The organism is Hydrogenovibrio sp. SC-1, assembly GCF_002848135.1.
GTDB lineage: Bacteria > Pseudomonadota > Gammaproteobacteria > Thiomicrospirales > Thiomicrospiraceae > Hydrogenovibrio.
Map to the genome: position 1 here is coordinate 17722 of NZ_PKGB01000018.1, position 21800 is coordinate 39521.

Sequence of the window (21800 nt, forward strand, 5' to 3'; positions counted from 1 at the left end):
CAAGCATGATTGAAAAAGGGGCTTTTGCCCCTTTTTTTGTATAATGCCAGACAGTGCATTAGCGATATAAAGGGCAGACCATGAAAAATTCCATTGTAATTAAAATTCCATTCGGGTTTAAAGGGGAACTCTATGAACCCAAGAGTCGGATTGACTTGGATTTGTGGATGCGACGTGAACAAGGGGATTTTGATAAACTGATTCGCCAAGTCGCTTATGAAAATGGCATAGGTAGTTACTCTTATGAACTGGAAGTGATGGAATCCTCAGAAGCGTTTTACGAATCGCCAACTGGGTTGGCCAAACCCTTCTGGAATGAAGAAGCTGAACATTTTGATTTTGAAGGGTTTATGCAACATTGGCAAGAAATGCAGGCTCAAGCAGTGTTAAAGGACATTCACCAAGCCATTTTTGGTGAGCCGCTTGATGTTGATTCAGCGACCTATCAAGCGATGTTGAAAGCCTATTGGGCAGGCCAAAAAGCACGAACCACTAATAATCTTCTCTAAGGACCGCTTTTTCAGCCGCAGCGATATCGGTAATGCTGATATTAAGGTTTTTTAAGCGGCCATCTTTAATGTTGTAAATGAAACCATGAATCGCCAGCGGTTGGCCTTTTTTCCAGGCATTTCGTACCGCTGGAATATGGCAAATATTACGCACCTGTTCAATGACATTGATTTCGCATAGGCGATTGACTCGGTCTTCATAAGACAGGGCATCCAGTTCTTGTTGTTTGCGTTGATAGTATTTACGAATGGGACGAACCCAATGGTCGATTAAACTGGGGTTGTCTTCTGCCATAGAGGCCATGACGCCACCACACCCATAGTGACCATTGACGATAATATGCTTTACTTTTAAGACCTCAACAGCATATTGAATGACAGACAGTACGTTCATATCACTGGAATTAACAAGGTTGGCAATATTTCGGTGTACAAAGATGGTGCCTGGGTCCATTTTAACCAATTCATTCGCCGGAACCCTGCTGTCGGAACAGCCTATCCATAAATACTCAGGCGTTTGTTGGTGGGACAGGCTTTCAAAAAAGTGAGGGTTAGCAGCATTGACCTCATCGACCCAGGCCTGGTTATTTTTGAGGAGCTGGTCAATAGAGGGTTCACATCGACAGTTTTGACACATAAGGCGTTCCTTTTTTGATAAGTCGTGCAATCGGCTTGTCAAAAACCAGATTATACCGTCTTTAACTTTTATTGCGTGAGTTTCATAAACACTTGTGGCAACTGTTCTGGCAATTTATCGACATGATCGATGACCGTATAGTGGTTGTCAAAAATCGTTTCTACATACTCATCGGCATCAGGGTCAAGTGTAATGCAATAGGAATAAATCCCTTGGCCTTTCAGCTCTTCCACCGCTTTACGCGTGTCTTCAATTAACATTTGTGGATCTTTGACGTCAATGTCTGCCGGTTCGCCATCGGTTAATACCAACATCAGTTTCTTTTCAGCTTGTTGAGCATCCAAATAGTGTGCTGCATGTCGCATTGCCGCGCCCATACGGGTTGAATAGGATGCTTCCATCGCCGAAATACGGGCTTTGACTTCATCGCAATAATTTTCTGAATAGCCTTTGATGTGCTGGTAGCGTACTTCATGGCGTGTATCTGAACTGAATCCTGCAATCGAAAACTTGTCGCCCAGTTGGTCAACGGTCCAAGCGGTAATGGCTAGCGCTTCTTGGCTGAGCTCTAATAAGGTTTGTCCCGTATCTGGGTTACGCTCATTTAAAGATTGCGAGGTATCAACCAGTAACATCACCGCAATATTGCGACTGTCGGTTGTGTGACTGGTATTGATTCGTGGGTCGGGCACTTGACCGGATTTGAAATCAATAATGGAACGAATCGCAATATCCAAATCGAGTTCGTCGCCTTCTTCTTGGAAACGAATCCGTTTTTTGTTTTGCGGCTTGAGCGCTTCAATCATTTTTTTCAAACGTTTTGCTAGGTTATCATGCTTCGCCATTAAGTAATCGATATAACCCGCATCGGCAGAAGGGTGTAGCCGTTCATACACGGTTGCCCAATCTGGACGATAGCTTTCAGAAATGTAATCCCATTCATCATAGTGACGAGGGGGCAAGCTATTGGGGTCTTCAATAATCTTTTCTTCCGGCTCATATTCATTGGGCATGATTTCATCTGGCTCGTCATATTCTTCGTAGTGGAACCAGATGAAACGATTGTCGTCCCGATAAGACACTTCGGTATCGTCAAAAAACATCTTTGGCATACTGTCAGAAGATTGCTTGCGAGACTTAACATAAAATAACGACCCTAATTCCGCCATATCCCTGGTGGTTGAGTCTTCGCCTTTTTCTGACATCACCGCATGAAATTTTTGTCGAAATTCTTCAATCAATGGGTTTTCAGAGTCAAAGTTTTCATCCAATAGCGCTCTAGATAGGCGTGTCGCACGGTAGCGCAAACAAGAAAATTCTTTATCATTACAGGCGCCTTTTTCGGGGTAGGGGTGCAATGATAAAAACAGGGCTTTCAGGCCTGGGTATTTTTGGATGGCCAAATACTCTACCCGACTATCTTCAAATACCGAAATAAATAATTGGATGTGTGGCGCAAAGTTATCAGCCATCAACTTGGTTGACCATCTTTGGTGCGCCATCATATGAGCTAAGGTTGCACGATAACGGTTCAGCCCGCTGATGCCATTCTCATTTTCATACACGTCCGGTACCGCAATAATGGTTTCGTCCAAATAGGGCACGGGTTTGCGCAATTGATCAAAGGCTGTCGCAAACGTCTGAAAGGGTAGGTCGCAATCCCACATACAGTCCTTTAGCATTTCTAGATGACGAGCGACATCTTTAAAGGTCGTGCCTTGGCGTTCACGGGTGATAATGCTTTTGGCATCATGTGATTCGAGTTTGAAGTAAGCAATTTGGTCGTTCGGTGAGTTAGCGTAATTGCTCGCGCCATAGTGAATAAAGTTTTGAATGCCTTTCAAACAGAGTTTGGAAATCAGTTGCGGCATGGATTCCAATAGAGCGACCATACCTGGGCTCTCGTGTACTGAGTGATGACCATGAATGACGGTTTGCGTTTTATCGACATATTCATCAATAATCTGTAAATAGAGCTCTAGGTCTTCAATTTTGTCTATCCGACGACAGACATGACCCAGTGTCGATAAGAAAGGAATGAGCGCTTTTTTATTGGGGCTGCGAGCCAATTGATAGCCGTAATCGGCAATCATTTTATTGGTGCCTTGCCCGAAATGCGCAGCAATATCTGGCATGACTTCCATGTACACTAAAACTGGCTCAACACCCTGTCCAATTTTACACAGAAAGTTCGCTCCTTCCAAATAGGCTTCAACCCCTTGAGGGGACAATTTGGAGACGGCATCATTTAATAAGTCGGGGAAGAGTTCAACGGCTTTTGGAAATTTACAGGTAAACTTTTCCTGATATTCAGCAAACATTGCTTCATTCATACTTAAACGCTCTCATTCGTTTAATTGAAAAAATACGCTTTAGAAAGAATGTTGAGTACTATCTAAAGAGAGTAATCATCATACTGAGGCTTTTGTTTTTGGTGCTGTACAAAGCAAGTTGCGTGAGTGTACATAAGTACACGACCAAAACAAATGCAGTACAGTGCCAAAAACAGAAGAAATCAGTTGATGATTTAGCCGATAATCATTTCGATTGCATTATCCAGCGTTTCACGAATGTCAGCATCATCGGTGATAGGGCGCACCAATGCCATTTTACAGGCTTCAACCGGTGCAATCCCTTGGTTGATCAAGGTTGCTGCATAGACCATTAAGCGGGTTGAGATGCCTTCATCTAAACCGTGACCCTTAAGGTTTCGCGCCGCTTCACCGATCTTGACCAGTTTGGTTGCCGTTTCAGCATCAACCTTACCTTCTTGCTGCAAGATATGCGATTCTTTTTCGGCAGTCGCATAATCAAAGTCTAAGGCACAGAAACGCTGTTTAGTGGATTGCTTCAAATCCTTCATCAGTGACTGGTAGCCAGGGTTATAAGAAATAACCAATTGGAAGTCAGGGTGGGCTTTGATTAATTCGCCTTTTTTATCTAATGACAGTTCACGACGGTGATCGGTCAAGGCATGGATAACCACCATGGTGTCCTGGCGAGCTTCAACAATTTCATCTAAGTAACAAATGGCACCATAACGAGCGGCAAGCGTTAGCGGACCATCCACCCAGCGAGTTCCGTTTGCATCTAATAGGTAACGACCAACCAAATCGGAAGCGGTAATGTCTTCATTACAGGAAACGGTGATAATGGGTTTGCCGAGTTTCCAAGCCATATGCTCAACAAAACGGGATTTACCGCAACCAGTCGGTCCTTTTACCATGACTGGAAGACGTGCGCTATAGGCAGCTTCATAGAGTTCTACTTCGTTTGATTGTGCATCATAAAATGGTTCGTTTTCAATTTTGTATTGTGAAATATCCATCTTCAGTTCCCCGTCGCTTTGATGAAAAGTTGGCTTTGGTCAAAATTAACAAAAGCAATTTAAGTTGTTTAAAACAAAGATTGAATCTGGCATTCAATCGCTGATTTAAATAACCTAGTAAATAAAAAGGTTTTTAGTCAAAGGGCTAAAAAAACCCCTGCTTGAAGCAGAGGTTTTTTTGGGTGATAAATAATCATTCAAACAGAATGGCTTATTTATGAACGCCCAATTTTTCTCTCCAATCAGGGAAGATTTTATCCGCATCATGAGGGAAAGATTCGAATGCACGAGCAAATTCAGGATGCTCTTTAGCGTATTCGATTGGGTCTGCACCCGTTTTCCAACACTCATAGGCTTGACCTAGAGAGATACCACCCGCTGCTGGGCTGTCGATGTGACCGAATGAACCACCACCACAAGTGTTGATAACGTTACCGTGACCTAGGTTTTCAAAGAAACCAGGAAGACGTAGTGCGTTCATACCACCAGAGATGATTGGTGTAGTCGGCTTCATACCATACCACTTCTGATAGAAGTAAGGTCCTTGACACTCATCACGCTCAAGCATATAGGCAAGAACAGTTTCACCAGCGTGACCTTCCATTTTACCGTAACCCATGGTTCCAGTGTGGATACCAGAAGCACCCATTAGACGAGCTAACTTCATGTAACATAGTGGATCCATACCCATAGGTGACTTATAAGAAGTCACAGCACCATGACCGGCACGGTGGAAATGTAGGTAAGTATCAGGGAAAGCACGGCGTGCAGTTGTAACACCAGCAGGACCGGTTACGAAACCATCAACTAGGAAAGCAACGTGTTTTTCGTTACCATACTTAGCGAATTCACCTAGGATGTACTCACCACGCTTAATCATTTCACCGTGGAAGTCAGCAGTCACGTTAGCAGAGAAAAGCTTAGCTTGACCTGTTGCTTGCTGTGCACGATCCATTGCTTCTGCAACCTTAGGAATAACAACTTCCATTGGGCAGAAAGGTTGGTTGGCTTGTGGCTCATCGTTCTTGATGAAATCACCACCTAGCCAGAAATCATAACAAGCTTTAGCGAAAGGCTCTGGACGAAGACCTAGCTTAGGCTTGATGATGGTACCAGCGATGTAACCACCGTCAACTTCTGGGCGACCAAGAACACGCCATAGATCAGAAATATCAGTAGCTGGACCGTCAAACTTTTTAACCATTGTTTCTGGAACCATGAAGTCCAACATACGTAGACCTTCGTGGTCACCCATACCTTGGTTGTTCCCAAGGATCAAAGACCACATGTGAGAAACGTTATAGAAACCATCGATAAGGTTAGGATCGAATAGGTCAACAGGATAAGCGATCTTCATTAGACCACCTTTGTCACCAAACGCTGCTTCGTCAACTTCATATACCAAAGCGTCAACACCACGAGTGAAGTCATCAGTTGTTGAAACTTCAACGTTTGTTCCAGTTGAAGATTCAGCCGCAACGTGTGCAGCAACTTCTAGGAAACCATAACCTGGTGCAGGCTTTAAACGGTATGCAACCAAAAGGTGATTGCCACCAGCAATTAAATCATCTTCATTCAAACTTAAGTCAGCGTAACGATTAGACTGATCCATGTTTTATACCTCAAAAGTACCGTAGCTCAAAAGCCACTCTTTATTTTTGTTAAGTCATTTAAAAAAATGGCTTAACCCCGAAAACTTGAATGGATATTATAAGGAAACGACCAATAACTTCAAATCAATAATTTTGATTGTTAGTATAGCCTTTTATCTATATTAAAGTCGTTTTTTGTAGAAGCTTATCAATTTGGAAAACGTTTATCTAAACTTATTAAAGGCCAGTTCGCTGAGCTTTTGGCCTTCTTGTTTCAGTAGTTCAATGAGTTTTTCAGCGGCAATCGAAAGAACTTTCCCTTTTGGGTAGGTCAAGTACCAGTGGCGGTTAATGGGAAACCCTTTGACATCAAGAATTGAAATTTTGCCTTGATTGATTTCATCCATGAGAGTGGGGATGGAGGCAACCGTAATACCGAGGTTTTGCAGTAACCCTAATCGTATCGGTTCATTGCCGCCCAACACCATTTTAATATTGGGTTCAAATTGAAACTCTTCAAACACCTTTTCCACTTGAGCACGAATGCCTGACCCCGTTTCTCGCATTAGAAAGGGTTCATCGCTTAAATCGCCAATGGATAAGACTTTGCCAACCAAAGGGTGGTGGCTATTCGCAACAAACGCCAGCGGGTTAACTGACAATTGTGAGGATTCGACATTCAGGTCTTCTGGTGGTTGGCCTAGTAGATAGAAGTCATCCTTGTTTTGCTGAATACGTTCCAATAAAGATTCTTTATTGCCCACGCGCATAATAACGGTGACATCTGGGTAGGTTTGAGTGAATTCATGAATGACTTTGGGGACAAAATATTGTGCGGTCGAAATAACCGTAAATCGCACACTGCCACCTGAAAATCCCTTTAAATGATTAATCTTTTGTTCGGCAATAGACAGTTGCTGTAGCGTATTATTCGCCGCTTCATAAAGGGCTTTACCTGCTGCGGTTAGATGAACTTTACGGCCAATTTGCTCAAATAAAGGGCTGTCTAAGACTTCAGACAACTTTTTAACCTGCATCGACACAGTGGGTTGGGTCAGATGAAGCTCTTCCGCTGCTTTAGAGAAACTGCTATGGCGAGCAATACTCTCGAATACCTGTAGTTGTCGAAGGGTAGCACTGCGTGCAAGCAGCGAGTTTTTTTCTGGCATTGGCCTCTCTTTCTTTTTATTCAGCAAGCATCGCAGCTTTGCAAAATTCGATTACCATCAATTTTATAGCGTTTCTTTGAGCTTTTTAAAGGTTTTTTTGCGCGAGTTGTAAAGCGCTTTGCATTCACTTGACGAATGGCTTTCGCAGAAATCTTTTAAAAGCGCAAGTTGATTGGCGGTGTCTTGGATGTCGCCAAAATGGTTTAGAATTTTCTTGCATTTCTTGATTTGTTTATTGACGTCATGCAAGCCCTTGTCATGAATAAAATCTAGTGTATAGCGAGCCAATTTACAGTCAATCCGCACTTGGTGTATTTTTTTCGCACTGCTTTTGTGGCTGAGCTGTTTTTTTAAGGCGATGGCATTTTGGAATTGATTCAGAGCAATCTTGATGAGCGCTTCGTTCGATAGATCATATTGAAGTTGATTCAATTGTGTAATGGACTGGTGTAGCTCGTTTTTATGCTTGTCTACAATTTCAATATGCCAGCGTTCCTGATACAAATTATTTCGGTACTGCACAAGATCTGAAAGTAGAGAAGGATATTCCTCGGCATCGATACTCATCATCAGCACATCGATCTCACGCAATTCGTTGGTCGATTTGAGCAGCGATTTGAGCGGCGCATTAAAATCACGATGCGCTTTGAGATAGATCTTGATAAGCGAGTGTGCTCGTCTGAGGGAGACTCGGTATTTATGGAGATGTTCAACGTCACTGCCACTATGGATTTGCGGCAACAAAGACTCTGCATTTTGCAGAAGTTTCAACAAATAGGAAAACAGCAACTTGGAGTACATGACTAAAGTATACGACTTTTTTATCGGTGTTGATATGACAACTAGCGGTGAGTTTAACTTCTCAAACGTCACGTTTTGGATTGGCGGTTGTTCGTACGGCTTTGCTAAGAGAACGGAGTTAACGCGTATCCGACATCGCAAGCAGTCTATTAATATCCACTTCCTTTAAAAAATCCAGAAAAGCGACAGCGGGTGGCATTAATACTTTATCTTGCATTTTAGCAATATACCAGTCTCGGCTGAGAGGGAAGCCTTCTACATTTAAAATGGCCAAATGACCATACTTGGCTTCAATACGCACAGCGTGTCTAGGTATGACAGAAATGCCCAGGCCTGCCATCACCCCTTGTTTTATAGCTTCAGTACTGCCCAATTCCATATAGGGACGAATCTCAAGACCTTTTTCGGCAAAGCGTTCTTCGGTGGCGATGCGAATGCCGGAACCACTTTCTCGCATTAAGAAACTTTCATTGGCTAATTGATCTAGGCTGAGTTCACCTTTCTTGGCAAGGGGGTGATTCGGTGGGGCGACAATCACCAACTCATTTTTAAAAAATGGAAAGGCTTCCATTTTGAGCTCTGGCGGGACGCGCCCCATAATCGATAGATGATATTGGTTTTGTTTGAGTTCTGACAAAATCCGCCGGCGGTTCACCACCGTAATACTGGGTTGCACATCGGGATACCGGTTTAAAAAGGCTTTAAGCACATACGGAATGAAATACTTTGCGGGGGTTACGACGGCCAATTTCAGTTCACCCTCAATTTTATTTTGTTGACTACGAATATGGGCGGTCAGGTCTTTAAGTTCATCCAGAATGTGGCTGCAGGTTTTAAACATGTGTTCCCCCGCAGAAGTAAGAAACAGTTTTTTGCCAATCACTTCAATCAATTTGACATCATTATTTTCTTCTAAGCGTTTGATTTGTGCCGAGACAGCGGGTTGCGAAAGGCTGAGTTCTTCAGCGGCTTTGGTATAGCTTAAATGACGTGACACGGCTTCAAAAATACGAATTTGTTGTGCGGTAATGTGGAGGTTGTGCATGTCATTTCCTTAAGTGTGAAAAATTAAGTTATTGAAAATAAAGCTATTAAGTTTCAATCATAAGCATTTGTTTATGAATTGTATAACAAAGACTGAGTCAGTTGCTAGGGTATTTTCGATAAGATGCAAACCACTGGAAACAAAATCGTTTTTCAGACTCTTTTAACGATTAATTTTTTATAACGAAGAGGTATAAGATGGCTAAGACTTATAACGCTGGTGTAAAAGAATACCGCGAAACTTATTGGATGCCGGAGTATGAGCCGAAGGATTCGGACTTTCTAGCGTGTTTTAAAGTAGTTCCACAGGATGGTGTTCCTCGTGAAGAGATTGCAGCAGCGGTTGCAGCAGAATCTTCAACGGGAACCTGGACAACGGTTTGGACCGATCTATTAACCGACTTGGATCATTATAAAGGGCGTGCTTATCGCATTGAAGATGTGCCAGGTGATGATGCTGCGTTTTACGCGTTTATTGCTTACCCAATTGACCTATTTGAAGAAGGGTCGGTGGTGAATGTGTTGACTTCCTTAGTGGGGAATGTATTCGGCTTTAAAGCTCTGCGTTCACTGCGTTTGGAAGATGTTCGAGTGCCATTGGCCTATGTGATGACCTGTGGTGGACCACCACACGGTATTCAAGTTGAACGTGACAAAATGGATAAATACGGTCGTCCGATGTTGGGTTGTACCATTAAACCGAAACTAGGTTTGTCTGCGAAAAACTATGGCCGTGCGGTTTATGAATGTTTACGCGGTGGTTTGGACTTTACCAAGGATGATGAAAACGTTAACTCACAACCCTTTATGCGCTGGCGTGATCGTTTCCTATTCTGTCAGGAAGGGATTGATAAAGCTGAGGCTGAAACAGGTGAGCGTAAAGGGCATTATTTAAATGTGACTGCACCGACGCCTGAAGAAATGTATAAGCGCGCTGAATTTGCGAAAGAAATAGGGTCGCCTATCATCATGCATGATTACTTAACTGGGGGCTTTACTGCGAATACAGGCTTAGCAAACTGGTGTCGTGATAACGGTATGTTACTTCACATTCACCGTGCCATGCACGGGGTGATCGACCGTAACCCACATCACGGGATTCACTTCCGTGTCTTGACAAAAATGTTGCGTTTATCGGGGGGGGATCACCTTCACTCTGGAACCGTTGTTGGTAAGTTAGAAGGGGATCGTGAAGCAACCCTGGGTTGGATCGATATTATGCGCGATAGTTATATTAAAGAAGATCGTTCACGCGGCATTATGTTTGACCAAGACTTTGGCGCCATGCCTGGCGTATTACCCGTCGCTTCGGGTGGGATTCATGTTTGGCATATGCCTGCCCTGGTTTCGATCTTTGGTGATGATTCCGTACTGCAGTTTGGTGGAGGAACCTTAGGTCACCCATGGGGTAACGCTGCCGGGGCCGCTGCTAACCGTGTTGCTTTAGAAGCGTGTGTACAAGCTCGTAATGAAGGTAAAGAAGTCGAGAAAGTCGGTAAAGAAGTCTTGACCGCAGCAGCTAAGCATAGCCCAGAGCTGAAAATCGCTATGGAAACTTGGAAGGAAATCAAGTTCGAGTTCGATACCGTTGATAAGTTAGACGTGAAGCATAAGTAATTGAATTTAAAGGAGCATAAATTATGAGTCAAGTACAAGATTATCCATCGCGTTTATCCGATCCGACTTCGCGTAAGGCTGAAACCTTTTCATACCTTCCGAAGATGACGGATGAGCAAATTAGATCCCAGGTTGAGTACATTATCAGCAAAGGGTGGAACCCTGCGGTAGAACATACCGAGCCGGAAAATGCCTTTTCGTATTACTGGTATATGTGGAAGTTGCCAATGTTTGGCGAAACGTCTGCCGATACCGTACTTGCTGAAGTAGCTGCCTGTATCAAAGCCAACCCAAACAATCATGTTCGTTTGATTGGTTACGATAACTATGCACAGTCACAGGGCGCTAATATGTTGGTGAAACGCGGCGATATTTAAAATGGGTTAAAACGCCCGCCAGCAACCCAAGGACGTTGTTGGGCGCGGCTCGAAATCTTCATATGCTCATGGCACACTCCGGTTTCTGCGCTGCGTCCGCCTAGCCCTTGAGCTACTGGCGAACGTTTTAATGCCATTTGTTTACTGGCTGATTTTTGGGTTAGCCACAAATGTAAATCGCGGTTTAAGTTTTTGTTTAGATCGCGTCCGTTTTCCTGAGCTAAAAGTGAGGGGAGACGGCAATTGAATTTCGGCGGTTGCAGAGCCTGTTTTTGCAGTCGCTAACCGAGTTGATTGGGTCAGTTTTGATACCTCACTGGCCTAAGCAACAGCCAGCTAGCCCCGAAACTAGCTGGTTTTTTTAAGGTTTAGGTGTGTTTATTTGAAACAGTAAACACCCCTAAACAGTAAAACCATTTGAAATGATTTGCCTACGGAGAACTGAAAATGTCGGAAATTAATGCGTTAGATCCCAATCAATATTTAATTAAAGAAGCGCCGTTTTATCGTCCGGTGGCGGATGAAGTTGCTTTGTTTGAGTCTGGCTATGCATCGAGAATGCCGATGATGCTAAAAGGCCCAACAGGGTGTGGTAAATCTCGGTTTGTCGAATATATGGCGCATAAACTTGGAAAGCCATTGATTACGGTGGCCTGTAACGAAGATATGACTGCATCGGATTTGGTCGGGCGGTATTTGATTGATATCAATGGCACCAAATGGCAAGACGGTCCTTTAACGGTGGCGGCGCGTATTGGCGCAATCTGTTATTTAGATGAAGTCGTGGAAGCCCGTCAAGATACCACCGTGGTGATTCACCCATTAACCGACCATCGCCGTGTATTACCGTTGGATAAAAAAGGGGAACTGGTAGAAGCCCATCCGGATTTCCAGTTGGTCATTTCCTATAACCCGGGTTATCAATCGATGATGAAGGATTTGAAACAATCTACCAAACAGCGTTTTGGGGGCTTTAAGTTCGATTACCCAGAAGCAGAAATTGAAGCGGATATTGTCGCGAAAGAAGCGGGCATTGATTTGGAAACCGCGGAAAAGCTGGTGCAAATTGCACAACGTTCTCGGAATTTAAAAGGTCATGGTTTGGATGAAGGGATTTCAACCCGATTGTTGGTGTATGCCGGGCAATTGATTAATAAAGGGGTTGATCCTAAAAAGGCCTGTTCAATGGCGCTGATTACCCCTTTAACCGATGATGATGATATTTTGGATACGCTATTAACCACGGTTGAAACCTTCTTTGAATGAGTCAAATAAGCTCAAATGAGCGAAATTTTGACCAGGCCTGGTGAAAAATAACACAGATTAAAAGTGAGTTAAGCAATGAGCTTTGATATGCAAGAAATCAAGGAATCCTTGATTGAAAGCGTTCCGCAATTAGACGAAATGCTGGATTCATTGATTCAAGAAGCATCCCATCAGATGTCGGAGGCGACACGCGAGACTTGGTTGCAAAACGCCCAGGGAATCGCCTATTTGGGCAAAGGACAGCAAATTGTCATTAGCTATCTTGAAGCCGTTCCTCAAGTCGTGGCACAGGTTGAAGATGAGATCCTGGATGATATTTTAGAAACGGTGATGAAATTGTCCTCGGTGACATCGGGAGAAGTGGTTTCTTTGACTCTGGATTCTCTGCCGTTGGTTGCTGAAAGAACGGGCGATATTGAGCTGCTGAGACAATATTTGGCCTTGATTTATCAGTTGGGTTCGAAAACACCGCGTGGCTTGCGTCCGATGTTAGGCATTATGGATGACTTGATGTCGAAGTTAACGGTGTCTGGTTTGCGGCGTTGGGCACAATGGGGTGCACAAGCGCATGCGCGTAACTTTCAAGCGCAGATGGATTATTTCGGTTTGCAATCGGAAGACTCAAAAGCGGTGTTTCAGCAACAGCGAAAAGGCTCACTGTTTATTGATTACCATCGCCCCATTAATTTTTATTTACGAGCTTTTTGGGCGCGAGATTTCTTTATTCGACCTACGGCATCCGACTTTGATGACTTTAAGCCCTTTTATGAAAGGATGGCGATGCACTTGCCAGATGCATTAAATGATTTGGGCGACATTAAAGGTGCAGAATTGTATCGAGCCATGGCCGCACATATGGCTTCGCATATTATGTATAGCTCGGCCGCTATTTCAATGGAACAGTTGAATCCACAACAAATGTTTTTTATTGAGCTGATTGAAGATGCACGAGTTGAATACAATGCCATTCAGCAGTTTCCCGGTCTGAAGAATCTGTGGATGAAAGTGACAAAGGCGGCGATGGAGACCACGGATTTGTCAGAAAAATCGACTGCTTATCGGTTAGAAAAGTTGGCATTAGCCCTCATGGACTCATCTATTGAGTTGGGGGACGATTCGTTGTCTCTGATTGCTGAGCAATTCCATGCTGAAATTGAAGCCAATTTAGATAATGAACAGTGGTCTTGGGACTTGGGGATGACACTCTATAACCATTTGAAACAAGCGACCAGTCGTTGGGAGTCGTTGACAGAAATTAAATGGATGCGCTTCCCTTATCGCGATGATAACCGATTGATATGGGCGTCAGAAGAATGGGGGGAAATGGATGGCGCTGCATCAGGCTACCAAGAAACCGTCCGTAAGCATGTTTCCGTGATGGAAATGATCAATGAAATCGACTCAGAATTGGTCGATGTGGATCATGATGAAATTTGGGTGTTGGGATCTGAATTATTTCCTTATGAAGATCATGGTCAATCCTACAACGAATTGGAAGGGGTGGATCCAATTTCCGATCCGTTTCATTATCACGAGTGGGACTATCGTGTGCAGTTGAATCGCCCCAATTGGGCCACTTTGTATGAGCATCGTGCCAAAAAGGGCGACCCGGCTTTGTATGACCAGATCTTGGAGCAAAATAAGGGCATTGCGCATCGTATTAAACAAATCGTTGATAAGTTACAAGCCGTTGGCTTACAGCGTGTTCGTCGGATTGAAGATGGTGACGAACTGGATTTAAATGCTTGTGTTGAAGCCATTACTGCATTAAGAATGGGGCAAGAACCCGATGCGCGCATTACCATGAAAAATATCATTCGCAGTCGAGAAGTGTCCGTAGTGATTTTGTTAGATTTGTCAGAATCGACTAATGAGTATGTGACAGGTGAAGATAAAACGGTACTACAAGTGACGCAAGAAGCGGCTATTTTGGTGGCACATGCGATTAACGGCATTGGTGATCAGTTTGCCGTGCATGGCTTTGCTTCGGATGGTCGTCATGATGTGCAGTACACTCGATTTAAACAATTTGATGAGCCTTTTGATGCCGATGTGCACGCAAAGTTAGCGGGAATGCAGGGCGGTTTGTCCACTCGAATGGGAACAGCCATGCGCCATGCAGGTCATTATTTAGAAAGACAGTCGAGTAAACAGAAGTTACTGTTGGTGATTACTGATGGTGAACCAGCCGATATTGATGAAAAAGACAGTCAATATTTAAAACAAGATGCTAAAAAAGCGGTAGAAGAATTACAAACCAAAGGCGTGTATTCCTATTGCTTGACCATTGATCAGTTTGCCGATAAGTATGTGCAGCAGATTTTTGGCCAAAACCGTTATGCGATTGTGGATGATGTTCTAAAGTTACCTGAGAAATTACCACAATTATTTGCCAACTTAACCACCTAGTGGATGGTTATCGAGGATGATGTTATGAATTCAAAACAGTTTATTGCCGCGTTAGAGGCGTTGGAACAAAGCCACTATCAAGCCATTTTAGAAGGTGCTGCGTTAGTAGTACAAAATGATGTGGCTCTGACGGTGGGTAAAAGTGAACAGCCATTTGTCATTTTTGAATTGGGTGAGGAGTATTTTGAGTCGGATCAAGCCTTAAAAGCATCGTTAATCGAACGTTCAGAAGCGTTAGTTGCCGAGTATTATCAATTTAATCCGATGAGTAAACAGTGTTTTAATCAGCAATTGACGCAGTTGATTGCAGCGCATGGTGCTGACGCATTGGTTTCTATGCCAAGCAAACAAGCAGATTTAAAGCTGTTTGTGGATCAGGGCACCTTAACACTAGAGGGTGCGGATAGCCCCCGCTTTAAATATGGCATCAGCTTGGCACTTTCAGAAAATTACCCACCAATGGCGATAGAAAATAAGGTTAAAAATTGGTTAGCGTCTGACCATGCCTATGGTGATTATATTAGCGTAAATGTTTGTCGCTTTAGTAGCATGGATGTGGCCTAAATGCGCTATCGAGTGTTGATGAATATTTGAAACGATTGCAACTTAAAAAAATGCATTTCCATTCCAACTCGATATAGTCCCCCCTTGTCGGGGGTAAACATCTGGCTCACAGAGCCGATGAAAGTCCTTTAATATCAAATTAAACTATTTTTTGTTCACGCCGCACTGAATGCCTCTATGCAATTCTGGAGTGCAGACATAGCAGATCATTCAAGTTTTGTTACGGGTGCTTAATGGCTATTTGTATGTCATAATAAGTAAAAAATTTAGCTTGATGATGTCTTTGATGCTGCAATAAGGTGTTGTTAAGTATCAATAAGCGCTGAACAAAAAAGACCGTTATTATGAAAATTCAATATAAAGCAGCAACCATTATGGCGCTATTTGGTGCTTTGATTGTTTTGCTACTATCCGCAGGCTATGATTCCATTAACCGTAAAATTGTTTTTAGCCAAGAACTTGAGTTACAAAAAAATATTTCTGCTCAGGTTTCACAACATATTGACTCGCACCTAAAAGAAAAAGTTTCTGTTGCGATTACCTTAGCTTCCGCACCGATTATTAAACAAGCGCTTCAAGATAGTAATCAGCATTTTGCACGATTGTCAGACCGCATATGTCAGCAAGAAATTAATACCTTAAATACGCAATGGAAAAAAAACGGCGTCCATTGATGATCCCTTTATTCAAAAGCACCTAACGAATGCTGTCGCTCAGTATTTGAGGTCTCAGCAAGAAATTTTACCAGGCGAATATGGAGAGATCTTTTTAACGAACCGTTTTGGCGTAATGATTGCATCAACCGGTAAACTGACGACGCTTGCACACGCTCATAAATATTGGTGGCAAGCTAGCTATGACGATGGTCAAGGTCGTGTTTTTTTGGATGATCGTGGTTACGACACCAGTGTCGATGGCTATGTGTTAGGCGTGGTCGTTCCCATAAAAGTAAACGGTCAGATTATTGGTTTACTCAAAAGTAATGTCAATATTATGGGGTCGCTAACGGGGTTTGTTCAAGATTTTGCTAAACATAATATTCGACAGTTAAAGATTGTTCGGACTGGCGGACTCATTGTTTCTGCAGCGAATGTGGTTCCATTAACCACCGAAGTTATTCCTTCATTACGCCCGCTATTGGCATCGAAGCAAGAAACGACAGCTCGGCTGGTAAATGTCGGCGAAACGTATTTAATGGCCGTTGCGCCGGTCAGCACAACCATGGGAACGAGGTCTATTGGCTTTGGCGGCAAAAAAGAATCGGTTGATCATTTAAAAGGGAATCAGGGTGAGGGCTGGCATATTGTTGTTTCAATTTCAGAGGATAAATTATTGTCTGAAACGGAGGATACAACGCAACTGATTTTAATTGTTGGGGTTATCTTTACCATCGCGTCTAGTTTGATTGCACTCTTTTTAGGAAAATTAATTTCCAATCCAATTGTCAGACTGGCACTAACAGCAAAGCGCATTGGTGAAGGTGACCTGGCTTCAAAAGCGGTTGTGGTTTCCAATGATGAAATTGGTGATTTGGCCAGTTGCTTAAATGCGATGTCACAAAATCTAAATGAAACCATGACCTCAAGGGAGCTACTGCTAAAAGAAATTAAGCAGCGTGAAAAAACCGAAAGGGCCTTAAAAAAACTGTCAATCACTGATGAATTAACTGGGATTTACAACCGAAGAGCCTTTGACGAACAACTGGTAACTAACCTGGCACGAACAACGCGTTATCAGGAGTCTTTGTCTTTGTTGATAATCGATATTGATTTATTTAAACAGGTCAACGATCATTATGGTCATTCTGTCGGTGATCTTGTTTTAAAAGAGTTGGTTGTTGAAATGAAAAACCATACTCGGGAGTCTGATATTTTAGCCAGGTGGGGCGGCGAAGAATTTGTAATATTATTGCCTCAAACCGCAACACCCGCCGCTATGCAATTGGCAGAGCGGTTAAGAGAGGGGATTGCTGAGCATTTATTTCCATCGGTTGAGCATTTAACCGTGAGTATTGGTCATGCGGAAGCAAAACCAAATGATTCTAGTGATTCGCTATTAAATCGTGCGGATAATGCGTTGTACCAGGCCAAAGAAAATGGTCGTAATCAAGTGTTTTCAATATAAGTATTTGTATTGATTTGTCTGCTATTGCGTCATTACGGATGGTCTCAACCCAAGCTTGAAGGGCTTAATAGCGTTGCTGGGCGTGCCATTCTGGATACCCTTCTATGAGACGCTTGGCATTAAACCCTTGTGAAAGCAAGGTTTCGACGGCTTGTTGCGACCACATGCAATAAGGGCCACGGCAATAGATAATCAGTGGGGTTTGGGGGCTAAGTGCTGCTAAGTTGTGTGTTAAGGTTTCAATCGGAATATTAATTGCATTGGGTAAATGGCCTGCAGCAAATTCGTCTTCAGGTCGGACGTCCAATAATGTATAGTTTTGATTGTCACGTGTTAGCTTTTTGAGCGTATCGAATGAAACGGGCTCTAAAGGTGTGTTGGGTTGAAGGTGCGCTTGTAATAAGGCTTGCATGTCATCCAGCTGAGTTTCGGCCACTTGGCGAAGGCTGATAATTAACTGGAAAACGGATTCATCACTTAAACGATAAATTATTCGCTGTTTCTCTCGTCTATTTTTAACCAAGCCAGCTTGCTTTAGTGATTGCAGGTGTTTAGAGACATTAGCAATACTGAGTTCTAACTTTTGATGTAGGCTGTCGACATCATTTTCGCCTTGCGCCAACACATCTAAAATCATTAGCCGATTGCTATGTCCCATTGCCTTGCTGACTTGGGCAAGCTGTTCGAAGAGACTGCGTTTAAGTGGGGTGTCAGACATTGCTCGGTCTTATCATTCTGCACGTTAGTCCGATTCGATACCATCCAGCTTTTTCACTTTTTTATAGGCTTTGGCCACAGCTTTTTTAACACGTTCCTCAATTTCTAAATGTTCAGCCGCAGACATGTAAAAAGACATATCAATATCATAACGGATATAGCGTGGTGGAATTCGGTTGAGGGCAATGCAAGCCATATCGGCAAGTTGGTTCTCGGTTAAGCCACAGTCATAATAATGTTCTTGGATATAGTTGAAGATAGGTCTTTCATAGTAGTTGTGAACCGTTTCTAAATCAGACATGCGATGATTCCTCTGATGATTGGGATAAAGCCTAGCCGAGAATGAATGCAGGCTTTTGCGATAAAATCGACTTAATAAACTATACCGAACTTTGAGAGATAAAAAAAGGGCTTTAAAGCCCTTTTAAAACATACTGGCTTTTAGCCAACAGTGAGACTACTTTTTCTCGCGTGCCACTGCGCGGTAACCAATATCGGTACGGTTAAAGGCACCTTGCCAATGGATTTTAGCCAGGCCAGCATAGGCTCTCTGTTGTGCTTCGCTGACACTGTCACCCAAAGCGGTGACACACAGCACACGTCCACCAGACGTAACCAATTGATCGGAGTTATTCAGACTGGTGCCCGCGTGAAAGACTTTGGTATTGTCATTATTAGCCTCTTCAATGCCGGTTATCACATCGCCCTTATCATAGCTTTCAGGGTACCCTGCAGCCGCCATGACCACACCCAGTGCTGAACGGCTATCCCATTTGGCTTCAACTTGATCCAGTTTCTGCTCCAGTGCAGCTAAACACAGCTCTGGCAAGTCAGATTGTAAACGCATCATAATCGGTTGAGTTTCAGGGTCACCAAATCGGCAATTAAATTCAAGCACTTTGGGGGTGCCGTCTTCAGCAATCATTACACCGGCATAGAGGAAGCCGGTATAAGGTAGACCGTCTTTAGCCATCCCTTCAATGGTTGGGTAGATGACTTCTTCAAGGATGCGTTGATGAATTTCAGGCGTGACCACTGGCGCAGGGGTATAAGCGCCCATTCCGCCAGTGTTGGGGCCGGTATCGCCGTTATCCCGAGCTTTATGATCTTGTGATGTAGCCATCGGTAATACGTGTTTGCCATCGGCCATGACAATAAAACTGGCTTCTTCACCCGTTAGAAATTCTTCAATTACCACGCGGGCACCGGCATCGCCAAACTTATTGCCGGCAAGCATATCTTTGACGGCGGCAATCGCTTCATCATTGGTTTGCGCTAGGATAACTCCTTTACCAGCGGCCAAGCCATCGGCTTTCACAACAATAGGGGCACCCATTTTGGTGATATAGTCGATGGCTGGATCAATCTCAGTAAACACAGCATAGGCGGCCGTGGGAATTTGATGTTTGGCCAGAAAGTCCTTGGAAAAGGCTTTAGAGCCTTCCAATTGTGCAGCGTCCTTGCTGGGACCAAAACACTTAAGGCCAGCAGCTTGAAATGCATCAACTACACCCAAAACTAACGGAACTTCTGGGCCAACGATGGTTAAGTCAATGTCATTCTGCTGTGCAAAATCTACCAGGCCTGGTAGATTTTCGACGGCAATATCAACGTTTTCTAGGTTGGGTTCTAAGGCGGTTCCGGCATTACCCGGCGCCACAAAGACTTGGTTTACTTGTGTCGATTGAGCCGATTTCCATGCCAATGCATGTTCACGTCCACCGCTACCAATAATCAATACGTTCATAATGTTTCTCGTTTAATGTTTGAAGTGGCGCATGCCAGTGAAGACCATCGCGATACCATGTTCATTCGCCGCGTCGATCACTTCTTGATCACGCATAGAGCCGCCAGGGTGAATCACGGCGGTAATACCAGCCGCCGCGGCTGCATCGATACCATCGCGGAAAGGGAAGAAGGCATCGGACGCCATTACCGAACCGGGTACAACCAAGCCTTCATCGGCCGCTTTAATACCAGCGATTTTGGCAGAATAAACACGACTCATTTGCCCTGCACCCACGCCAATGGTCATGCCATCTTTGACATAGACAATGGCATTGGATTTAACAAATTTAGCCACCTTCCAAGCAAATAATAGGTCTTGCATTTGTTTTTCGGTTGGTGCTTTTTCGGTGACCACTTTCAGGTCATCTGCGGTGACCATGCCTAAGTCACGGTCTTGAACTAAGAGTCCACCGGTAACGCGCTTATAGTCATAAGCCGCAAGTGGTTGTCCCAATTCACCACAGGCCAAGAGTCTGACATTTTGTTTGGCTTCAACAACGGCTTTAGCTTCTTCTGAAACGCTAGGTGCAATAATGACTTCAACAAACTGCCGTTCGACAATTGCTCTTGCGGTGGTAGCATCCAATTCGGTATTAAAGGCGATAATCCCACCAAATGCTGAGGTTGGATCGGTTTTAAAAGCGCGTTCATAGGCTTCAAAAGCGGTTGAACCGACAGCGACACCACAGGGATTAGCATGTTTAACAATCACACAAGCGGTTTCATCAAATGTTTTGACCAGCTCTAACGCGGCATCTGTGTCGGCAATATTATTAAAGGATAAGGCCTTGCCCTGAATTTGGGTGGCTGTTGAAATTGAGGCTTCAGCAGGTTGGCGTTCCGTATAGAAGGCGGCCTTTTGATGAGGGTTCTCGCCATAACGCATCGATTGTTTCTTAACAAATTGTGTATTGTAGGTGCGCGGGAAGGTATCTTCGGCATCTTCTGAGAAGAGAGCGCCAAAGTAATTGGCAATGGCACCATCATAACGTGCCGATTGTTCAAAGGTTTTGATAGCTAAATCAAAACGGGTTGCGTGGCACAGTTGACCTTCATTGTTTTGCAACTCTGAAAGGATCGGTGCATAGTCGTTAGGGTCGGTGACCACAGCAACGTCTTTGTGGTTTTTGGCCGCTGAACGTAACATGGTGGGTCCACCAATATCAATGTTTTCAACGGCGTCCTCTAAAGCACAATCCGGATTAGCAACGGTTGCTTCGAACGGGTATAAATTTACGACAACCATATCTATTGGATCGATATTGTGTGCTTGCATCACGTCATCATCAATGCCTCGACGACCGAGCAAACCGCCATGAATTTTCGGGTGTAAGGTTTTAACACGACCATCCATCATTTCGGGGAAGCCGGTATAGTCAGAGACTTCGGTAACGGCAATACCGGCTTCTGATAGGGCTTTATAAGTTCCGCCAGTTGATAGGATGGCAATATCCATCGCCACTAAGGATTCGGCAAATTCGATAATGCCAGTTTTGTCTGAAACACTAATAAGAGCGCGACGAACAGGTTTCATAAGGATGTTTTCTCCAAAAGTTTAAAAATTTGAGTAATCAGATCGGTATCGTAAATTTAGGCTTGGGCAATGTCGTAGGTTTGCATTTTCTTTCTGAGTGTATTGCGGTTGATGCCTAAGATTTCAGCCGATCGACTTTGATTAAATTGGGTTTCTTGTAAAACGAATTCAATCATCGGACGTTCTACTTGACTGATGACCATTTGGTAAACATCACTGGGCACTTCGCCTTCTAAAGTGGCGAAGTAGCTTTGCAAGGTTTGAGTGACGTGTTTGCTCAAACATTGAGAGGAAGATGTAGGCCTATCATTGATCATAAAGTGT

Annotated in this window: 21 protein-coding genes; 8 read left to right on the top strand and 13 right to left on the bottom strand. The window is 43.7% G+C overall.

The annotated features are described in order from the left end of the window. Window positions 1–80 precede the first annotated feature (80 nt). Entirely contained in the window at window positions 81–509 is a 429-nt protein-coding gene (locus CYQ88_RS09500; RefSeq protein WP_101841120.1) for a hypothetical protein, read from the top strand. On the opposite strand, the gene CYQ88_RS09505 is transcribed toward CYQ88_RS09500, so the two are convergent. The 7 genes from CYQ88_RS09505 to CYQ88_RS09535 form a co-directional block, all read right to left on the bottom strand. Next, window positions 493–1146, bottom strand: a complete 654-nt coding sequence (locus tag CYQ88_RS09505) for a carbonic anhydrase (protein WP_101841121.1) — start codon at window positions 1144–1146, stop codon at window positions 493–495. The two genes, CYQ88_RS09500 and CYQ88_RS09505, sit on opposite strands and share 17 nt — an antisense overlap. A 68-nt stretch (window positions 1147–1214) precedes the next feature. Beyond that, window positions 1215–3479, bottom strand: coding sequence for a nitric oxide reductase activation protein NorD (locus CYQ88_RS09510; RefSeq protein ID WP_101841122.1), 2265 nt, complete (start codon window positions 3477–3479; stop codon window positions 1215–1217). Between the two features lie 194 nt (window positions 3480–3673). Then, window positions 3674–4474, bottom strand: coding sequence for a CbbQ/NirQ/NorQ/GpvN family protein (locus tag CYQ88_RS09515; protein ID WP_101841123.1), 801 nt, complete (start codon window positions 4472–4474; stop codon window positions 3674–3676). Between the two features lie 211 nt (window positions 4475–4685). Beyond that, on the bottom strand, window positions 4686–6086 hold the full coding sequence (locus tag CYQ88_RS09520) for a ribulose-bisphosphate carboxylase (protein ID WP_101841124.1): 1401 nt from the start codon (window positions 6084–6086) through the stop codon (window positions 4686–4688). Window positions 6087–6290: 204 nt separating this feature from the next. Then, complete coding sequence (locus CYQ88_RS09525; protein WP_101841125.1) at window positions 6291–7235, bottom strand: LysR substrate-binding domain-containing protein; 945 nt, start codon at window positions 7233–7235, stop codon at window positions 6291–6293. A gap of 63 nt (window positions 7236–7298) precedes the next feature. Next, a complete protein-coding gene (locus CYQ88_RS09530) occupies window positions 7299–8036 on the bottom strand; it encodes a CHAD domain-containing protein (RefSeq protein WP_101841126.1) in 738 nt (245 codons plus the stop codon). 118 nt (window positions 8037–8154) lie between these two features. Further along, on the bottom strand, window positions 8155–9081 hold the full coding sequence (locus CYQ88_RS09535; RefSeq protein ID WP_101841127.1) for a LysR family transcriptional regulator: 927 nt from the start codon (window positions 9079–9081) through the stop codon (window positions 8155–8157). Between the two features lie 197 nt (window positions 9082–9278). Between CYQ88_RS09535 and CYQ88_RS09540 the strand changes: the two genes are divergently transcribed. Beyond that, window positions 9279–10697 carry a form I ribulose bisphosphate carboxylase large subunit gene (locus tag CYQ88_RS09540; protein WP_101841128.1) on the top strand — a complete coding sequence of 473 codons (1419 nt, stop codon included), beginning with the start codon at window positions 9279–9281 and terminating at the stop codon, window positions 10695–10697. Between the two features lie 23 nt (window positions 10698–10720). Next, complete coding sequence (locus CYQ88_RS09545) at window positions 10721–11074, top strand: ribulose bisphosphate carboxylase small subunit (RefSeq protein WP_101841129.1); 354 nt, start codon at window positions 10721–10723, stop codon at window positions 11072–11074. On the opposite strand, the gene CYQ88_RS11530 is transcribed toward CYQ88_RS09545, so the two are convergent. After that, a complete protein-coding gene (locus tag CYQ88_RS11530; RefSeq protein ID WP_158236039.1) occupies window positions 11071–11211 on the bottom strand; it encodes a hypothetical protein in 141 nt (46 codons plus the stop codon). The two genes, CYQ88_RS09545 and CYQ88_RS11530, sit on opposite strands and share 4 nt — an antisense overlap. A 310-nt stretch (window positions 11212–11521) precedes the next feature. On the opposite strand from CYQ88_RS11530, the gene CYQ88_RS09550 reads away from it, so the two are divergent. The 5 genes from CYQ88_RS09550 to CYQ88_RS09570 all read left to right on the top strand — a co-directional run bounded on the left by CYQ88_RS09550 (window position 11522) and on the right by CYQ88_RS09570 (window position 17437). Then, complete coding sequence (locus tag CYQ88_RS09550) at window positions 11522–12340, top strand: CbbQ/NirQ/NorQ/GpvN family protein (protein WP_101841130.1); 819 nt, start codon at window positions 11522–11524, stop codon at window positions 12338–12340. 87 nt (window positions 12341–12427) lie between these two features. Then, window positions 12428–14749: a nitric oxide reductase activation protein NorD gene (locus tag CYQ88_RS09555; RefSeq protein ID WP_233188857.1), complete on the top strand. Its 2322-nt coding sequence runs from the start codon at window positions 12428–12430 to the stop codon at window positions 14747–14749. 24 nt (window positions 14750–14773) lie between these two features. Then, window positions 14774–15313 carry a hypothetical protein gene (locus CYQ88_RS09560; RefSeq protein ID WP_101841132.1) on the top strand — a complete coding sequence of 180 codons (540 nt, stop codon included), beginning with the start codon at window positions 14774–14776 and terminating at the stop codon, window positions 15311–15313. A 344-nt stretch (window positions 15314–15657) separates the two neighbouring features. After that, on the top strand, window positions 15658–15987 hold the full coding sequence (locus CYQ88_RS09565; RefSeq protein WP_101841133.1) for a hypothetical protein: 330 nt from the start codon (window positions 15658–15660) through the stop codon (window positions 15985–15987). A gap of 115 nt (window positions 15988–16102) precedes the next feature. Beyond that, window positions 16103–17437, top strand: coding sequence for a diguanylate cyclase (locus tag CYQ88_RS09570; protein ID WP_101841134.1), 1335 nt, complete (start codon window positions 16103–16105; stop codon window positions 17435–17437). Window positions 17438–17501: 64 nt separating this feature from the next. On the opposite strand, the gene CYQ88_RS09575 is transcribed toward CYQ88_RS09570, so the two are convergent. The 5 genes from CYQ88_RS09575 to CYQ88_RS09595 all read right to left on the bottom strand — a co-directional run bounded on the left by CYQ88_RS09575 (window position 17502) and on the right by CYQ88_RS09595 (window position 21793). Next, window positions 17502–18155 carry a metalloregulator ArsR/SmtB family transcription factor gene (locus tag CYQ88_RS09575; RefSeq protein ID WP_101841135.1) on the bottom strand — a complete coding sequence of 218 codons (654 nt, stop codon included), beginning with the start codon at window positions 18153–18155 and terminating at the stop codon, window positions 17502–17504. Between the two features lie 24 nt (window positions 18156–18179). Then, on the bottom strand, window positions 18180–18455 hold the full coding sequence (locus CYQ88_RS09580) for a late competence development ComFB family protein (RefSeq protein ID WP_101841136.1): 276 nt from the start codon (window positions 18453–18455) through the stop codon (window positions 18180–18182). A 156-nt stretch (window positions 18456–18611) separates the two neighbouring features. Further along, window positions 18612–19901 carry a phosphoribosylamine--glycine ligase gene (gene purD, locus CYQ88_RS09585; RefSeq protein WP_101841137.1) on the bottom strand — a complete coding sequence of 430 codons (1290 nt, stop codon included), beginning with the start codon at window positions 19899–19901 and terminating at the stop codon, window positions 18612–18614. 12 nt (window positions 19902–19913) lie between these two features. Then, complete coding sequence (gene purH, locus CYQ88_RS09590; protein ID WP_101841138.1) at window positions 19914–21476, bottom strand: bifunctional phosphoribosylaminoimidazolecarboxamide formyltransferase/IMP cyclohydrolase; 1563 nt, start codon at window positions 21474–21476, stop codon at window positions 19914–19916. A 56-nt stretch (window positions 21477–21532) separates the two neighbouring features. Then, a complete protein-coding gene (locus tag CYQ88_RS09595) occupies window positions 21533–21793 on the bottom strand; it encodes a helix-turn-helix domain-containing protein (RefSeq protein ID WP_101841139.1) in 261 nt (86 codons plus the stop codon). Between the last annotated feature and the right edge of the window lie 7 nt (window positions 21794–21800).

Bases quoted from the DNA above. Each gene is read 5' to 3' on its own strand.
- purD (WP_101841137.1), bottom strand. From the start codon at position 19,901: ATGAACGTATTGATTATTGGTAGCGGTGGACGTGAACATGCATTGGCA.
- CYQ88_RS09515 (WP_101841123.1), bottom strand. From the start codon at position 4,474: ATGGATATTTCACAATACAAAATTGAAAACGAACCATTTTATGATGCA.
- CYQ88_RS09570 (WP_101841134.1), top strand. From the start codon at position 16,103: ATGATTGCATCAACCGGTAAACTGACGACGCTTGCACACGCTCATAAA.
- CYQ88_RS09505 (WP_101841121.1), bottom strand. From the start codon at position 1,146: ATGTGTCAAAACTGTCGATGTGAACCCTCTATTGACCAGCTCCTCAAA.
- CYQ88_RS09510 (WP_101841122.1), bottom strand. From the start codon at position 3,479: ATGAATGAAGCAATGTTTGCTGAATATCAGGAAAAGTTTACCTGTAAA.
- CYQ88_RS09540 (WP_101841128.1), top strand. From the start codon at position 9,279: ATGGCTAAGACTTATAACGCTGGTGTAAAAGAATACCGCGAAACTTAT.
- CYQ88_RS09535 (WP_101841127.1), bottom strand. From the start codon at position 9,081: ATGCACAACCTCCACATTACCGCACAACAAATTCGTATTTTTGAAGCC.
- CYQ88_RS09580 (WP_101841136.1), bottom strand. From the start codon at position 18,455: ATGTCTGATTTAGAAACGGTTCACAACTACTATGAAAGACCTATCTTC.
- CYQ88_RS09565 (WP_101841133.1), top strand. From the start codon at position 15,658: ATGAAAATTCAATATAAAGCAGCAACCATTATGGCGCTATTTGGTGCT.
- CYQ88_RS09575 (WP_101841135.1), bottom strand. From the start codon at position 18,155: ATGTCTGACACCCCACTTAAACGCAGTCTCTTCGAACAGCTTGCCCAA.
- CYQ88_RS11530 (WP_158236039.1), bottom strand. From the start codon at position 11,211: ATGGCATTAAAACGTTCGCCAGTAGCTCAAGGGCTAGGCGGACGCAGC.
- CYQ88_RS09595 (WP_101841139.1), bottom strand. From the start codon at position 21,793: ATGATCAATGATAGGCCTACATCTTCCTCTCAATGTTTGAGCAAACAC.
- purH (WP_101841138.1), bottom strand. From the start codon at position 21,476: ATGAAACCTGTTCGTCGCGCTCTTATTAGTGTTTCAGACAAAACTGGC.
- CYQ88_RS09525 (WP_101841125.1), bottom strand. From the start codon at position 7,235: ATGCCAGAAAAAAACTCGCTGCTTGCACGCAGTGCTACCCTTCGACAA.
- CYQ88_RS09545 (WP_101841129.1), top strand. From the start codon at position 10,721: ATGAGTCAAGTACAAGATTATCCATCGCGTTTATCCGATCCGACTTCG.
- CYQ88_RS09530 (WP_101841126.1), bottom strand. From the start codon at position 8,036: ATGTACTCCAAGTTGCTGTTTTCCTATTTGTTGAAACTTCTGCAAAAT.
- CYQ88_RS09500 (WP_101841120.1), top strand. From the start codon at position 81: ATGAAAAATTCCATTGTAATTAAAATTCCATTCGGGTTTAAAGGGGAA.
- CYQ88_RS09555 (WP_233188857.1), top strand. From the start codon at position 12,428: ATGCAAGAAATCAAGGAATCCTTGATTGAAAGCGTTCCGCAATTAGAC.
- CYQ88_RS09520 (WP_101841124.1), bottom strand. From the start codon at position 6,086: ATGGATCAGTCTAATCGTTACGCTGACTTAAGTTTGAATGAAGATGAT.
- CYQ88_RS09550 (WP_101841130.1), top strand. From the start codon at position 11,522: ATGTCGGAAATTAATGCGTTAGATCCCAATCAATATTTAATTAAAGAA.
- CYQ88_RS09560 (WP_101841132.1), top strand. From the start codon at position 14,774: ATGAATTCAAAACAGTTTATTGCCGCGTTAGAGGCGTTGGAACAAAGC.